12 protein-coding genes are annotated in these 14992 nt (G+C 67.6%); 5 read left to right on the top strand and 7 right to left on the bottom strand.

Going from position 1 to position 14992, the window contains the following annotated elements; all coding sequences use genetic code 11:
• Positions 1–2 precede the first annotated feature (2 nt).
• Complete coding sequence (gene fghA / locus EJ903_RS17695) at positions 3–860, top strand: S-formylglutathione hydrolase (protein WP_126617893.1); 858 nt, start codon at positions 3–5, stop codon at positions 858–860.
• A 17-nt stretch (positions 861–877) separates the two neighbouring features.
• Here fghA and EJ903_RS17690 read toward each other — a convergent pair whose 3' ends face one another.
• The 7 genes from EJ903_RS17690 to EJ903_RS17660 form a co-directional block, all read right to left on the bottom strand.
• On the bottom strand, positions 878–2347 hold the full coding sequence (locus tag EJ903_RS17690; protein WP_126617891.1) for an ABC transporter ATP-binding protein: 1470 nt from the start codon (positions 2345–2347) through the stop codon (positions 878–880).
• Positions 2344–3132 carry an ABC transporter permease gene (locus EJ903_RS17685; protein WP_126617889.1) on the bottom strand — a complete coding sequence of 263 codons (789 nt, stop codon included), beginning with the start codon at positions 3130–3132 and terminating at the stop codon, positions 2344–2346. Before EJ903_RS17685 ends, EJ903_RS17690 begins: the two co-directional genes overlap by 4 nt.
• Positions 3129–4064 carry an ABC transporter permease gene (locus EJ903_RS17680; protein ID WP_126617887.1) on the bottom strand — a complete coding sequence of 312 codons (936 nt, stop codon included), beginning with the start codon at positions 4062–4064 and terminating at the stop codon, positions 3129–3131. Before EJ903_RS17680 ends, EJ903_RS17685 begins: the two co-directional genes overlap by 4 nt.
• Positions 4061–5620 (bottom strand): ABC transporter substrate-binding protein, encoded by a 1560-nt coding sequence (locus tag EJ903_RS17675; protein WP_126617885.1) that lies wholly within the window; start codon positions 5618–5620, stop codon positions 4061–4063. The genes EJ903_RS17680 and EJ903_RS17675 overlap by 4 nt, the downstream gene beginning before the upstream one ends.
• A gap of 242 nt (positions 5621–5862) precedes the next feature.
• On the bottom strand, positions 5863–8451 hold the full coding sequence (acnB, locus tag EJ903_RS17670) for a bifunctional aconitate hydratase 2/2-methylisocitrate dehydratase (protein ID WP_126617883.1): 2589 nt from the start codon (positions 8449–8451) through the stop codon (positions 5863–5865).
• A gap of 221 nt (positions 8452–8672) precedes the next feature.
• A complete protein-coding gene (gene rraA / locus EJ903_RS17665) occupies positions 8673–9167 on the bottom strand; it encodes a ribonuclease E activity regulator RraA (RefSeq protein ID WP_126617881.1) in 495 nt (164 codons plus the stop codon).
• Between the two features lie 126 nt (positions 9168–9293).
• Positions 9294–10343, bottom strand: a complete 1050-nt coding sequence (locus EJ903_RS17660; RefSeq protein ID WP_126617879.1) for a histone deacetylase family protein — start codon at positions 10341–10343, stop codon at positions 9294–9296.
• 169 nt (positions 10344–10512) lie between these two features.
• On the opposite strand from EJ903_RS17660, the gene EJ903_RS17655 reads away from it, so the two are divergent.
• From EJ903_RS17655 to EJ903_RS17640, 4 genes are all read left to right on the top strand, one after another.
• Complete coding sequence (locus EJ903_RS17655) at positions 10513–11454, top strand: LysR family transcriptional regulator (protein ID WP_126617877.1); 942 nt, start codon at positions 10513–10515, stop codon at positions 11452–11454.
• A gap of 157 nt (positions 11455–11611) precedes the next feature.
• Positions 11612–13345 carry an L-arabinonate dehydratase gene (gene araD, locus EJ903_RS17650; RefSeq protein WP_174237323.1) on the top strand — a complete coding sequence of 578 codons (1734 nt, stop codon included), beginning with the start codon at positions 11612–11614 and terminating at the stop codon, positions 13343–13345.
• 23 nt (positions 13346–13368) lie between these two features.
• Positions 13369–14085 carry a ribonuclease activity regulator RraA gene (locus tag EJ903_RS17645; protein ID WP_174237322.1) on the top strand — a complete coding sequence of 239 codons (717 nt, stop codon included), beginning with the start codon at positions 13369–13371 and terminating at the stop codon, positions 14083–14085.
• 87 nt (positions 14086–14172) lie between these two features.
• Positions 14173–14871 carry a GntR family transcriptional regulator gene (locus EJ903_RS17640; RefSeq protein WP_126617875.1) on the top strand — a complete coding sequence of 233 codons (699 nt, stop codon included), beginning with the start codon at positions 14173–14175 and terminating at the stop codon, positions 14869–14871.
• Positions 14872–14992: the final 121 nt, after the last annotated feature.

The following is a 14992-nucleotide window of genomic DNA, read 5'->3' as shown; positions in this document are numbered from 1 at the left end:
TCATGACGCAGGACATCACCCAACTGTCGGACGCCCGCGTGTTCGGCGGTCGGCTGCTGCGGCTGCGCCACGAGTCGGCGACGCTGGGGTGCGCCATGACCTTCGCGCTGTTCCTGCCGCCGCAGGTGGAGGCGACGGCGGGAACCACCGTGCCGGTGCTCTACTGGCTGTCCGGCCTGACCTGCACGGATGAGAATTTCTGCCAAAAGGCCGGGGCCTTCCGGCTGGCGGCGGAATTGGGCATCGCCATCGTCGCCCCCGACACCAGCCCGCGCGGGGATGGGGTGCCGGGGGATCCCGATGGCGCGTGGGATTTCGGCCTGGGTGCCGGATTCTACGTGGACGCCACCGAACAGCCTTGGGCCGCCCATTACCGCATGCACGATTACGTGACGCGGGAATTGCCGGAGTTGGTGGAGGCCGCCTATCCGGTCAACGACCGGCGGTCGATCTCCGGCCATTCCATGGGCGGGCATGGCGCGTTGGTCTGCGCGCTGCGCCATCCGGGCCGTTACAAGTCGGTGTCGGCCTTCGCCCCCATCGTCAACCCGGCGGCGGTCCCGTGGGGGGAAAAGGCGTTGGGCCGCTATCTCGGCCCCGACCGGGCGCGTTGGGCGGAGTGGGACGCCTGCGCCCTGATCGCCACCGCGACGGAGCGCCTGCCGATCCTGATCGACCAGGGCGACCGCGACAGCTTTCTGGAGGCCCAGTTGAAGCCCCAGAATTTGGTCGCGGCGGCGGACGCGGTCGGCCACCCGGTGACGCTGCGGATGCAGCCGGGTTACGACCACAGCTACTACTTCATCGCCAGCTTCATCGACGACCATCTGCGCCACCACGCGGCGGCGTTGCTGGGGTGATGGGGCAACGCCGCGCATCAGGCCGCATCGCCTGACGTGAGGCTGGGCGACGCCACCTGAGGCGAAGCCAAACGAGACGAAGCCAGGTGAGATTGGGGGCCGATCGCGATCACGCGGTCGGCCACCCGGTTGATCAGGGCGTGGTCATGGCTGACCAGCAACAGCCCGCAGCCGGTTTCGCGCGCCACGTCGCGCATCAGCCCGACGATCTCTTGCTGGGTGATGAGATCCAGGCGCGAGGTCGGCTCGTCGGCGAACAGGAACACCGGGTCGAGCAGCAGGGTGCGCAGCAGCGAAAACCGCTGCAACTCGCCGCCGGAAATCCCGCCGGGCGGGCGGTCGAGAAGGGCGGTGGACAGGCCCAACCGATCCATCAAGGGCGGAATGCGATCCCAGGCCAAGCCGTGCCGCCGCACCAGATCGCCCAGCGCGGTGCGCAGGGTGAGCTGTGGCGCGAAGGCCGCCGGGGGATCCTGCCAGACCTTTTGAAAGCGCAGGGCAGGCCAGGACGGATTCCGGCGGATGGTTCCACCATCGGGCGCGATCACCCCCAGCAGCAGATCGCCCAAGCTGCTTTTGCCGCAGCCGCTGGGGCCGACCACGCCGATGATCTCGCCCCGGTGCAGGGTGAAGGACAGGTCGCGGAACAGCGTGCGCCCGCCCCGGCTCTTGGCCAAGCCCTCCACCTCGATCAAACGGTCGCCGACCGGGGAGGCGGCCGGTTCGGGCCAGACGGCCGGATCGGCGGCCAGAAGGCGGCGGGTGTAGTTGTGGCGCGGGTTGGACAAGACCTGATCGACCGGGCCGGATTCGATGATGCTGCCCTTCAGCATGATCGCCACCTCCCCACCCAGCCGTTTGGGAACCGCGATGTCGTGGGAGATGACCAGCAGCCCGCCCGTGGTCCCCATGCCGCTTTTCAGCAGATCGACCGCGTCGTCGCGGCGGGCGGCGTCCAGCCCCTTGGTCGGCTCGTCGGCGATGACGATGGGGGCACCCCCCGCCCGCGCCGCGACGAAGGCCACCCGCTGCGCCATGCCGCCGGACAATTGGCCGGGCAGTTTGCGCGCCGCGTCCTCCAACCCCAGCGCGCGCAACGCCTGCCCGGTGGCGGCGCGCGCGGCGGCGCGGGGCAGCTTCAGAACCCTGGTGAATCCCTCCCACACCTGGGGCGCGGCGCGGGCGGTGGGGTCCAGCGCCAGCCAGGGTTCTTGCGGCAGGATGGCGATGGCGCGCCCCCACAGGTGGCGGCGCTTGTCCGCGTGCGACAGGCCCAGGACGTCGCGGCCATTGATGCGCACCCGCCCGCGCGCGGCCAGCCCATCGGGCAGGGTCCCGGCGATGGCCTGCGCCAACAGGCTTTTCCCCGATCCGGTTTCGCCCAGAATGGTGAAGGGAACCCCGGCGTGCACCCGCAGCGTCGTGGGGCGGACGATGCTGTCCAGCCCATCGACGGCCAACCCATCGGTTTCGATCAGGACGGTCATTGCGTCTTGCCTCCGGCGATCAGATTCAGCGCCAACACCAGCAGGAAAACGACCAGGATCGGTTGCGCCAGAATCAGGGGGGCTTCGTTGTAATAGGGCATCAGCTCGATCATCATTTGCCCCAGCTCCGGCGTGGGGGGGCGAACACCGACGTTGACGAAGCCGAGGGCCGCCACCGACATCACGCTGGTGGCCGATCCGAACGCGCCCACGGTCAGGGTGATCGGGGCAAGCTCCGGCCAGTAGTGGCGGCGGAAGCGGTAGACGGGGCCAAAGCCCAGCAGGCGCGACGCCTCCACCGCCGGGGACGCGGCGATGCGCAGGGCGGCGGCCCGTGTCATGCGGAAATACTCCACCCACAGCACCAGCGACACGCCCAGATAGAGCGGCCAGAACTGCCCCGGTGCGATGGCGACCAGCAGCAGCACCAGCAGCAGGCCCGGCAGGGCGAGCAGCGTGTCGGCCACCCCGCACAGGGCGCGATCCACCCAACCGCCGCAGGCCCCGGCCAGCACGCCCAGCGCCACCCCGATCACACCGGCCAACGCCGTGGTCAGCAGGGCGATGCCCAGCGACAGGCGGATGGCGGCGGCCAACCGCAAAACCATGTCGCGGCCAAAGGCGTCGGTTCCCAACGGAAACGGACCACCCGGCGGCAGCAGGGCATTCGACAGGCTTTGCCGCGTCGGGTCGCCGGGGATCAGTTGCGGAACGCCCAGGGCGAACAGGGCGAGCAGCAGCAGCAGCGCCACCCCCGCCCATTGACCGCGCGACGGCCGGATCATGACGCCCGCCGACGCGGATCAAGCCCGCCGCAGACCACATCGACCCCGGCGTTGAGCAGCACGAACATCAGCCCCATGACCAGGGCGGTTCCCTGGATCATCGGCACATCCCGCGCGAGAATGGCGTGCACCAGCGCGTGGCCGATGCCGGGCCAGGCGAACAGCGTTTCCACCACCACCACCCCTTCGATCAGATAGACCAGTTGAACGCCCAGATAGGTGACGATGGGAACCGCGATGTTGCGCAGGCCGTGGCGCAGGAAATTCTCCAGCGGTCGCAAGCCCTTGGTTTCGCCAAAACGGTAATAGCCCGAGCTTGTCACCGCCACGGTGGCGTCCCGCGCCACCCGGCTGGACACCGCCGCCAGCCCGATGGCCAGGGTCAGGGCGGGCAACACCACATGCCCGGCCTCGCCATGGCCGGAGGCGGGCAGCAGCCCGAACACAATGGCCAGCCCGTAAATCAGCAGCAGGCCGATGACGAATTGCGGCAGCGCCCGCAGGGTGATCGACAGGGCGAACAGCGCGCGGTCCAGCCCGCCGCCCGGTCGCAACCCCGCCAACACCCCCAACGGCGGCCCAATCAGCACCGACAGCAGCAGGGCGGTCAGCGCCAGCGTGACCGACGCGCCGAGCTGGTGCGCGATTTCGTCCACCACCGGCAATTCGGAAATGAGTGACACGCCCAAATCCAGCCGCAGCAGGTCGCCGAACCAGGACAGCAGTGCCAGCGCGGCGGGCTGGTCGAGCGCCAGGCTGTGCCGCACCTGCTCCATCACGGCGGCGTCGGTGATGTCGTAGCCATAGCGCCCGGCCGCCACCCGCCACGCCATGTCTCCGGGCAGGCTGCGCATCAGCGCAAAGGTGAGCACGCCCACCATCAGGGCGACCAGAACCGCTTGCGCCACCCGGTGCAGGATGGGCCGGATCATTCCACCCACCGCAGACGCGAGAGGAGGTAGGAGCGCTCGAACGGGTCGATCTCAAAGCCCTTGAGCGTCTTGGACACCGCAGCGGTCTGCGTGTACCAGACCACCGGGATGACCGGCAGCTCCTGGTGCAGGATGGTTCCGACCGTGCGCTTGGCGGCGGCGGACTCCTCGGCCTGCTGGCTGCGCAGGATGCGGTCGATGGCCTCGGTCAGCGCCGGGTTCGACCAGTTCATCGCCCCCCAATCGCCGCCCTTGGGGCCGAAATCCTGCATCAGCGTGCCCAGCGGATCGGGGGCCACCGCCAGACTGCGGGCGATCAGGCCCAATTCCAGCGAGCCATCCTGATGGCCGGACAGAATGTCGCTGAAATGCCCGATGGCGATCGACACATCGACGCCAATCGCCCGCCATTGATCGGCCAGCGCGGTCGCCACCGGCGGCAGTTCGGGCCGGTCGGGGTAGGTGCGCAGGGTCAGGCGCAGGCGCTTGCCGTCCTTTTCCAGCACGCCGTCGCTGCCCGGTTTCCACCCCATCTCGGCGAGCAGCGCCTTCGCCCGATCCACATTCTGGGTCAGCGGGGGCAGGCCGGGGGTGTGCCACGCGCCCAGGCTGGGCGGAAACAATTGGGTCGCCGCCGTTTCCGGTTGGCGCAGGATGCCCACCGCGATCCCGGTCCGGTCGATGGCGAGGCTGAGCGCCTGCCGCGCCCGCAGATCGGACAGCAGCGGATGACCGGCGTTGACCTTGACGCTGATGACGCGCGGGATCGGCACCGCCTGGACCGTCAGCTTGGGGTTGCGCGACAGGCGTTGCACGCTGGCCGGATCCAGGTTGAAGACGATCTGGGCGTCCCCGCTTTCCACCATCACCGTGCGGGTTTCGCTGCGGTGGGTTGCCAGATAGGTGGCCTTGGCGATGCTGGCGGGGCCGCCCCAATAAGAGTCGTAACGGGTGACGACGAGGTGCTGCGGCGGTTTGAACTCCGCCACCCGATAGGGGCCGGTGCCGATCACCTGGGTGACGTTGCCCTTGTCGTCGTAGGAGGCGGGGGCGAGAATCTGCGAGGCGGAATCGGCCAGGAAGGACAGCAGCGGTGAGAACGGCTCCGCCAACTGGATCACCACGGCACCATTGTCGGCGGTGATCGCCTGGATCGGGGCCTTGGACAGGGAGCCGGGTTTGGCGCGCGCGTGGTTCAGCGCGGTGACGACGTGGTCGGCGGTCAGCGCCGTGCCGTCGTGGAAGCTCACACCCGGCCGCAGGCGGAAGCGCCAGGTCCGCCCGTCGGCGCTGGCCTCCCACCCCTCGGCCAATCCGGGTTTGGGGGTGCCGTTGCCGTCGGCGTCCACCAGGGTTTCCGCCACCTCCATCCGGGTGAAGGCGTAGCCGTTGACCGACGGATCGGCGTTTTTCAGTTCCCACCGGGCCACGATGGTCAGGGCGCGGTCGTCCGGCTTGCCCGCCGTTGCGGCGCGGACGGTCGGGGAGGTGATGAGAGCGGCGGCAAGGCAAACGCCCAGGGCCGCGCCAAACCGGAGACGCTGAAAGGCGGTCATGGACATGGTTCCTGTCAGGCTGATGACTGCGTTACGATATAACATATCAATTAGCACGGACATCGGCGCCTGTGTGCCTCTTTTCCGTCCAGCTCGGCGCATGGGTGGGTTGTTGTATGAGGCAAGTAAGAATGAGTTGCAATAATGCGGTGGTTCCGCTGCGCGCTGAGGCACAAAAAAACCCCCGCCGGATCGCTCCGGCGGGGGCCTTGTCAGCGGCTATGGGCCGATCCGGTGAGGGATCAGGCGACCTTGACCGTTTCCGCGATGTCCTGGAACGCCGCGATCTGGTCGAAGTTCATGTAACGGTAGACGTCGGCGGCCTTGGCGTTCACCACGCCAACCTCGGCCAGATACTCTTCCGTCGTCGGGATGCGGCCCAGCAGCGCGGCGACGGCGGCCAGTTCGGCCGACGACAGATACACGCGGGTGTCGATGCCCAGACGGTTGGGGAAGTTGCGGGTCGAGGTGGACACGGCGGTCGAACCCTTGCGGATCTGCGCCTGGTTGCCCATGCACAGCGAGCAGCCGGGCATTTCCATGCGGGCACCCGCCTTGCCGAGCGTGGCGTAATAGCCTTCCTCGGTCAGCATCATCGCGTCCATCTTCGTCGGCGGCGCGATCCACAGGCGGGTCGGGATGTCCGACTTGCCGTTCAGGATCTTACCGGCGGCGCGGAAGTGACCGATGTTGGTCATGCAGGAACCGATGAAGACCTCGTCGATCTTGTCGCCCGCGACCTCCGACAGCGTCTTCACGTCGTCCGGGTCGTTCGGGCAGGCCAGGATCGGTTCCTTGATGTCGGCCAGATCGATGTCGATCACCGCCGCATACTCGGCGTCGGCGTCCGGCTCCAGCAATTCCGGGTTGGCGATCCACGCCTCCATCGCCTTGATGCGGCGCTCCAGGGTGCGCTTTTCGGCGTACCCGTTGGCGATCATCCACTTCATCAGCGTGATGTTGGAGGTCATGTATTCGATGATCGGGGCCTTGTCCAAGCGCACCGTGCAGCCCGCCGCCGAACGTTCGGCCGAGGCGTCGGACAGTTCGAACGCCTGTTCGACCTTCAGATCGGGCAGACCTTCGATTTCCAGGATGCGGCCGGAGAAGATGTTCTTCTTGCCCTTCTTCTCCACCGTCAGCAGACCGGCCTTGATGGCGTAGAGCGGGATGGCGTTGACGAGGTCACGCAGGGTGACGCCCGGCTGCATCGTGCCCTTGAAGCGCACCAGCACCGATTCCGGCATGTCGAGCGGCATGACGCCGGTCGCGGCGGCAAAGGCCACCAGACCCGAACCCGCCGGGAACGAAATGCCGATGGGGAAGCGGGTGTGGCTGTCGCCGCCGGTGCCGACGGTGTCGGGCAGCAGCAGGCGGTTCAGCCAGGAGTGGATGACGCCGTCGCCGGGGCGCAGCGAAACACCGCCACGGGTGGAGATGAACTCCGGCAGCTCGTGGTGGGTCTTGACGTCCACCAGCTTCGGATAGGCGGCGGTGTGGCAGAAGGACTGCATGACGAGGTCGGCGGAGAAGCCCAGGCAGGCCAGATCCTTCAACTCGTCGCGGGTCATCGGGCCGGTGGTGTCCTGCGAGCCGACGGTGGTCATCTTCGGTTCGCAATAGGTGCCCGGACGCACGCCCTTGCCTTCGGCCAGGCCGCAGGCGCGACCGACCATCTTCTGGGCGAGGCTGAAGCCCTTGCCGGTGTCGGCCGGAACCGCCGGCTGGCGGAACAGGGTCGACGGGGCGAGGCCCAGCGCTTCACGGGCGCGGGCGGTCAGGCCACGGCCGATGATGAGCGGGATGCGGCCACCGGCGCGGACCTCGTCGAAGATCACGTCGGACTTGACGGTGAATTCGGCGATGACCTCGCCGTTCTTCAGCGCCTTGCCCTCATACGGGCGCAGCTCGATGACGTCGCCCATGTCCATCTTGTTGACGTCCAACTCGATGGGCAGCGCGCCCGCGTCTTCCATCGTGTTGTAGAAGATCGGGGCGATCTTGGTGCCCAGGCAGACGCCGCCGAAGCGCTTGTTGGGGACGAAGGGGATGTCCTCGCCGGTCCACCACAGGACGGAGTTGGTCGCCGACTTGCGCGAGGAACCGGTGCCGACCACGTCGCCGACATAGGCGATCAGGTTGCCCTTTTCCTTCAGCGCCTCAAGCTGCTTCATCGGGCCGCGCGCGCCCGGCTCGTCCGCGTCGATGCCCGGGCGCGGGTTCTTCAGCATGGCCAGCGCGTGCAGCGGGATGTCGGGGCGCGACCAGGCGTCCGGCGCGGGCGACAGATCGTCGGTGTTGGTTTCGCCCGTCACCTTGAAGACGGTCAGCGTCATCGAGGCCGGGACCTCGGGACGCGAGGTGAACCACTCGGCCTCGGCCCAGGAGGTCAGCACGGCCTTGGCGTTGGCGTTGCCCTGGTCAGCCAGCGCCTTGATGTCGTGGAAGAAATCGAACACCAGCAGGGTCTTCTTCAGACCTTCGGCGGCGGCGCTGCCGCATTCGGCGTCGCCCAGCAGATCGATCAGCGGCTGCACGTTGAAGCCGCCCAGCATGGTGCCGAGCAGTTCGGTGGCCTTGACCTTGGAGATCAGCGGGCTGCTGTCGGCACCCTTGGCGACGGCGGCCAGGAAACCGGCCTTGACGCGGGCGGCGTCGTCCACGCCCGCCGGGACGCGGTGGGTGATGAGGTCGAGGAGGAACGCCTCCTCACCCGCCGGGGGGGCCTTCAGCAGGTCGATCAGCTCCGCCGTCTGCTTGGCGGACAAGGGCAGAGCCGGGATTCCAAGGGCGGCGCGTTCGGCCGCGTGCTGGCGGTATGCTTCGAGCACGGCTGGGTTCCTCATAAATGAAAGGCCGCCTTTCGGGTGTTCACCGTCAGTTCGGGTGTTCACCGCCAGACGACCCGCTGGAGCTTAAGACGAGTATATATCCCCGCCCAAGTCAAAGAGCAAGGGGCCGGGCCTGTGGCCATGCCAAGATCAGGAAGAACAAAGCGGGGGATTTCCGCTGGTATTACCTGTGTCTGGTATGACCATTTGCAGAATTTGCCTTATTTCAGGCTGGATGCCTGTTCGGCGGTCAACAGCACCACCCCGTCCTCGTCGGCGAACAGGACATCGCCGGGCCGCACCGGCGCGCCGGGCAACTCGACCGGCACATCGACGATGCCCTGGTCGCGCCGGGTCGAGGCGCGCGGCATCGCGGCCAGCGCCTTGATGCCCAGATTGAGCGTGGCGAGTGCGGCGACGTCGCGCACACAGCCCCAGATCACCACCCCCGCCCAGCCGTTCTGGACGGCCGACGCGGCGATCATGTCGCCCATCAGGGCGCAGCGCAGGCTGCCCGCGCCATCGACCACCAGCACCCGGCCATGGCCGGGGGTGGCCAGCAGTTCCTTCACACGGGAATTGTCGTCCACGCATTTGACCGTGACGACCGGCCCGGAAAAACGGGTGACGGCCCCGAAGTCGCGAAAGACCGGGGCGAGAAACCGGGCGGAATCCTTGAACGTGTCGAAGAGATCGCAGGTGGCGACGAACGGCATCGGGGCGGCTCCGCGCTGGGGATCGGACGCCCCCCTCTTGCGCCAAAGCCCCGGCCAACGCAAGAGGCGGGGCGTGCGGCCTATTCGACCGTCACCGCCCCGCCGTCACGCCTTCATCGCACCCGGTCAAGCGGCCGTGCGTTCGAACCCGTCGAGGAAGCTGGCGAGGTTGGCGGCCAGATCATCGATGGCGTATCCGCCCTCCTGCACCAGCACCGTCGGCAGCCCGGCGTCAGCAATCGCCGCGCCCATACGGGCAAAGCCGGGGGTGGTGACGCCAAAGGCGGCGAGCGGGTCGTTGATGAAGGTGTCGAAGCCCAGCGAGATGAACAGCATGTCGGGGGCGTAGCGCGCCACCGCGTCCAGCGCCTTCCCGATGGTGGCGAGCACGGTGTCTTCGTCGCTGCCGATGGGCAGGGGCAGGTTGAGGGTGTAGCCCTCGCCCGCGCCGACGCCGCGTTCCTGGGCGTAACCGGCCATGTGCGGGTAGAATTCCGATGGGTCGCCGTGAACCGACAGGAAGAACACGTCGTCGCGGTCGTAAAAGATGTCCTGCGTGCCGTTGCCGTGATGGACGTCGACATCCAGGATGGCGACGCGCCCGGCCTTGCCGCGCGCGCGCAGCACCGGCAGCGCGGATTGCGCCGCGATGGCGACGTGGTTGAGGTAGCAGAAGCCCCCCGCCATGTCGCGGGTGGCGTGGTGGCCGGGCGGGCGGCACAGGGCGTAGGCCGCGCGGTCGGCCCCGTCCAGCACCAGTCGGGTGGCGTGCAGCGCGGCGTTGGCGGCGGCGCGGGCGGCGGTCCAGGTGTGGGCGTCGATCGGGCAGGCGGTGTCGAAGGTGTGCCAACCGGCCTGGCCGACGATGCCGGTGGGGTAGGACGGGGTGCGCTGCATCCGGCTGACGTTGGGGATCACCACCTCGCCCATGTCGCCCGCCGCGATCCAGCGGGCGTGCGCGCTTTCCAGGAAGGCCAGATAGGCCGGGGTGTGCACGGCGGCGAGCGGGGCGTAGCCATAATCATCGGGATGGATCAGCGCGCCGCCGCGCGATTCGATCAGCGCGGCCAACGCCCCGACCCGTTCCGGCTTTTCCGGCAGGGCGCGCATCTGGCCCCGGTTGAAGTAATAGGCCGGGTGGTGCAGGGCGGTGTCGGGATGGTGAACGAACTTCATGGGTGTGATTCCGGTTGTCGCGCGGTCAGTGTCGCGTCGGTATTAGGGATCATCGCAGCGCCGACGCGCAAATAAGCATTTCTGATTCCCCTCATGAATCTGATTTATGGGTGGTGCCGGTGCAACAGCCGGTCCAATGGGAAGTGGCGTTGTCGAAGGGGACGGGATCATGGCGAAGGAGGAGCGTGGGCAACGGCCCCATCCGGGGCACCCGCTGGATTGGAACCTGTTGCGCACCTTCATCGCCATTGTCCAGGAGGGCAGCATCACCAAGGCGGGTTTGCGCCTGTCCCTGACACAACCCGCTGTCAGCCTGGCCCTGAAACGGCTTGAGGATCGGCTGGGGTTGCCCTTGATCGATCGGGGGGCTGGCCGCTTCGCCGTGACGGCGGCGGGTGCGCGCGTCTATGACGAGGCGGTGGCGATCCACGGTGCCGTGTCGCGGTTGGACACGCTGGTGCATGAAACGCAGGATGACATCAGTGGGCATGTGCGGTTGTTGATGACCAGCCGCATCCAGACCGACCGGCTCGACCGGTCCCTGCGGGACTTCCACCGCCGCCACCCGACGGTGACGTTTCGCATCGACGTGATGGAATCCGCCGCCATCCACATCGCCTTGCTGCAGCGAACCGGCGCGATGGCGCTCTGCCTGTTGCGGGAACCAATTCCGGGCCTGTCCAGTGTGGTGTTTCTGCGCCAGACCTATCGGCTCTATTGCGGGCCGGACAGCCGTCTGTTCGGTCGGCGGGGCCTGGATGTCGCGGATGTGCGGCACGAGGATTTCGTGTCGTTCACATCGGACCAGATCGACGGGGTGCTGTTGCCGTTGACCCTTTTTCGGGCGCGTGAAGGTTTTGCGGGGAGGATTGTGGCGTCCTCCGGCAATCTGGACGAGGTGAGGCGGATGATCGTCTGCGGTCTGGGCATTGGCCCGCTGCCCGACCACATCGCCGCCCGTGACGTGGCCGATGGCCTGTTGTGGGAACTGCCGCCCTATGACGGGGTGGCCCCGGTCGATGTCCACCTGATGTGGAACAGCAGCGCCAAGCTGAATCGGGCCGAGCGCGCCCTGCTGGATTGTCTGTGCGCGGTGTCCGTGTCGGCCTGATGTCATTGGGGGTGCTTTCTGCATGATCGGCAAACAATCCCCCTTCCATCCGATGCACTAATGCATTAGTGTTTTTCAAGGCACCGAAACGTCGCGTCGCGTCACGATTGGCGCGCTGTGTTCCTCCCCCGATCTCCCGCAACGAGCCTTGACGATCATGACCCAGAAGACCCCCGACACCCTGCGCAGCGCCCGCTGGTTCGCGCCCGACGATCTGCGCAGCTCCGGCCACCGGTCCCGCGTGATGCAGATGGGCTACGCGCCCGAGGATTGGGTGGGCAAGCCGGTCATCGCCATCATCAACACTTGGTCGGACATCAACGCCTGCCACGCCCATTTCAAACAGCGGGTGGAGGATGTGAAGCGCGGCGTCTTCCAGGCGGGCGGCTTCCCGATTGAGTTGCCAGCGTTGTCCTTGAGCGAAAGCGCGGTGAAGCCGACGACCATGCTCTACCGCAACCTGCTGGCGATGGATGTGGAGGAGCTGATCCGCTGCCACCCCATCGACGGCGTGGTTCTGATGGGCGGCTGCGACAAGACCACCCCCGCCCTGCTGATGGGGGCGACCAGCGCCGGGCTGCCCAGTGTCTTCGTGCCCGCCGGGCCGATGCTGCGCGGCAACTTCAACGGCAAGATCCTCGGCTCCGGCTCCGACGCCTGGAAATATTGGGACGAGCGCCGCGCCGGGACCATCACCGATCAGGAATGGTTGGGGGTGGAGCAGGGCATCGCCCGCAGCCATGGCACCTGCATGACCATGGGCACGGCCAGCACCATGACGGCGATTGCCGAAGCCATCGGCATGTCGCTGCCCGGCTCCTCCGCCATCCCCGCCGCCGACGCCAACCACATCCGCATGGCCGCCGCCGCCGGCCGCCGCGCGGTTGAAATGGTGTGGGAGGATCTGACCCCGGCCAAAATCCAGACCCGGGAGGCGTTTGAAAACGGCATTGCCGTCGCCATGGCGATGGGCTGCTCGACCAACGCCATCATCCACGTCATCGCCATGGCCCGCCGGGCCGGGGTGGACATTGGCCTGGACGATTTCGAAAAGGCCAGCCGCAAGGTGCCGGTGATCGCCAACGTCCGCCCCAGCGGCAGCGCCTATCTGATGGAGGATTTCTTCTACGCCGGTGGCCTGCCCGCGCTGATGACCCGCCTGCGCGATCATCTGCATCTGGACTGCCGCACGGTGTCGGGCCACACGCTGGGCGAGGACATCGCCGACGCCAAGGTGCACAACGACGACGTCATCCGCCCGATCGACAACCCGATCTACGCCGAAGGGGCGCTGGCGGTGCTGACCGGCAACCTCGCCCCCACCGGTTGCGTCATCAAGCCCAGCGCCTGCGACCCGCGTTTCCTGAAGCATTCCGGTCCGGCCCTGGTGTTCGACGATTACCCGTCGATGAAGGCGGCGGTCGAGGATGAGAGCCTGGACGTCACCGCCGACCATGTGCTGATCCTGCGCAACGCCGGGCCGCAGGGCGGGCCGGGGATGCCGGAATGGGGCATGCTGCCGATCCCGAAAAAGCTGGTGAAGCAGGGCGTTCGCGACATGGTGCGCCTGTCCGACGCGCGGATGAGCGGGACCAGCTATGGGGCCTGCATCCTGCACGTTTCGCCCGAATCCTACATCGGCGGGCCGCTGGCCCTGGTGCGCAACGGCGACCTCATCACGCTGGACGTCGCCGCCCGCAGCATTCGGTTGGAGGTGTCGGACGAGGAGATGGCCGCCCGCCGCGCCGCCTTGGTCCCGCCGCCGCCGCGCTACGAACGCGGCTATGGCTGGATGTTCAACCGGCACGTCACCCAGGCCGACAAGGGCTGTGACTTCGATTACCTGCAAACCGACTTTGGTGCGCCGGTCGGCGAACCCGCCATTTATTGATCCCGCCAGGAAAGACCACGATCATGAGCCTGTCGCCCGACACCCGCGCGAAGCTGGCCACCGTCAGCACCGCCACCCTGACCACCGCGCTGTACAAGCGTGGCTTCCGCAACCAGTTCATCCAGGACGTCCGTCCGCTCAACCCCAACAGCCCGACCATGGTGGGGGAGGCGTTCACCCTGCGCTACATCCCCTCGCGCGAGGATCTGGATCCGTTGAGCGTGTTCCAGGACCGCGCCCATCCGCAGCGCAAGGCGGTGGAGGAATGCCCGCCCGGTGCCGTGATGGTGATTGACAGCCGCAAGGACGGCCGCGCCGCGTCCGCCGGGTCGATCCTTGTCACCCGGCTGATGGTGCGCGGCGTGGCGGGCATCGTCACCGACGGCGGCTTCCGGGATTCGCCGGAAATCGCCAAGCTGGACATCCCGGCCTATCACAACCGCCCGTCGGCCCCGACCAACCTCACCCTGCACCACGCGATGGACATCAACGTTCCCATCGGCTGCGGCGACGCCCCGGTCTATCCCGGTGACGTCATCGTCGGCGACGGCGACGGCGTGGTCGTGATCCCCGCCCATCTGGCCGACGAGCTGGCGACCGAAGCGGTGGAGATGACCGCGTTCGAGGATTTCGTCACCGAACAGGTGTTGGCGGGCCGCTCGATCCTGGGCCTCTACCCGGCGACGGACGAGCAGACCAAGGTCGATTTCGCGGCGTGGCGCGTCGCCAAGGGGCGGTGAACCACCGTGGGGGCGATCGGATTTGACAGAGTGCCCCGGCAGGGACGACAACAGCGCCGCGCGATGACGAGTGTGGAGAGTCCGTTGATGACCGCCGAAGCCAATCCATCGCCCCTGCGTCTGGAACGCGGCCGTCAGGCCGCCCCGCAGGTGTTCGACCATCTGCGGGAGCGGATCCTGGCGCTGGACCTGAAGCCCGGCGAGGTCCTGTCGCGCGTTGAACTGATGGAGCAGTTCGGCCTGAGCCAGACCCCGATCCGCGACGCCCTGTTGCGGCTGGCGGAGGAGGGGCTGGTGGACATCTTCCCCCAGCACGCGACCATGGTCAGCCCCATCGACCTGACCCACGCGCGTCACACCCAGTTCCTGCGCCGGTCCATCGAGCTGGAGGTGGTCCGCACGCTGGCGCTGGCCGCTGACGCCACGGTGGTTGCCACCCTGACCGCCAATCTGGATCGCCAAAAGGCGATGGTGAACACCGAGGACTATCAAAGCTTCTGGGCGCTCGACCAATCCTTTCACCGCGCGATGTACGAGGCGGCGGGCGTGCCCGATCTGTGGCGGCTGGTGCGCAGCCGCAGCGGCCATCTGGAACGCCTGCGCAAGCTGCATCTGCCGACACCGGGCAAGACGATGCGCATCCACAGCGACCACAGCCTGATCGTTCGCGCCATCGCCGCCGGGGATCCCGACCAGGCCCAACGCCATCTGCGCGACCATCTGGCGGGCACCCTGGGTTTGGTGGACACCATCCGCGACCGCTACCCCGGCTATTTCCGCGATTGAGGGTTGGGGTAAGAGTGGGGTTGAGTTTGGTGGCTTGTCGGCGGGGGGCGAAAGCTGCGAGACTGCGGCCATGATGGCTCAGGCGTTTCGGTGTGGTGGCAGGCGTCGGCCGGTCGCAAGG

The organism is Azospirillum griseum (assembly GCF_003966125.1).
In the GTDB taxonomy this organism is placed as follows: Bacteria; Pseudomonadota; Alphaproteobacteria; order Azospirillales; family Azospirillaceae; genus Azospirillum; species Azospirillum griseum.
Note: the sequence above shows the minus strand (reverse complement) of the source record. Positions and strands in the feature narration are given on the sequence as shown.

What these genes read in the sequence shown, in the direction of transcription:
- EJ903_RS17645 (WP_174237322.1), top strand. Translation starts at nt 13,369, where the DNA reads ATGAGCCTGTCGCCCGACACCCGCGCGAAGCTGGCCACCGTCAGCACC.
- EJ903_RS17655 (WP_126617877.1), top strand. Translation starts at nt 10,513, where the DNA reads ATGGCGAAGGAGGAGCGTGGGCAACGGCCCCATCCGGGGCACCCGCTG.
- EJ903_RS17680 (WP_126617887.1), bottom strand. Translation starts at nt 4,064, where the DNA reads ATGATCCGGCCCATCCTGCACCGGGTGGCGCAAGCGGTTCTGGTCGCC.
- araD (WP_174237323.1), top strand. Translation starts at nt 11,612, where the DNA reads ATGACCCAGAAGACCCCCGACACCCTGCGCAGCGCCCGCTGGTTCGCG.
- fghA (WP_126617893.1), top strand. Translation starts at nt 3, where the DNA reads ATGACGCAGGACATCACCCAACTGTCGGACGCCCGCGTGTTCGGCGGT.
- rraA (WP_126617881.1), bottom strand. Translation starts at nt 9,167, where the DNA reads ATGCCGTTCGTCGCCACCTGCGATCTCTTCGACACGTTCAAGGATTCC.
- EJ903_RS17640 (WP_126617875.1), top strand. Translation starts at nt 14,173, where the DNA reads ATGACCGCCGAAGCCAATCCATCGCCCCTGCGTCTGGAACGCGGCCGT.
- EJ903_RS17690 (WP_126617891.1), bottom strand. Translation starts at nt 2,347, where the DNA reads ATGACCGTCCTGATCGAAACCGATGGGTTGGCCGTCGATGGGCTGGAC.
- EJ903_RS17685 (WP_126617889.1), bottom strand. Translation starts at nt 3,132, where the DNA reads ATGATCCGGCCGTCGCGCGGTCAATGGGCGGGGGTGGCGCTGCTGCTG.
- EJ903_RS17660 (WP_126617879.1), bottom strand. Translation starts at nt 10,343, where the DNA reads ATGAAGTTCGTTCACCATCCCGACACCGCCCTGCACCACCCGGCCTAT.
- EJ903_RS17675 (WP_126617885.1), bottom strand. Translation starts at nt 5,620, where the DNA reads ATGACCGCCTTTCAGCGTCTCCGGTTTGGCGCGGCCCTGGGCGTTTGC.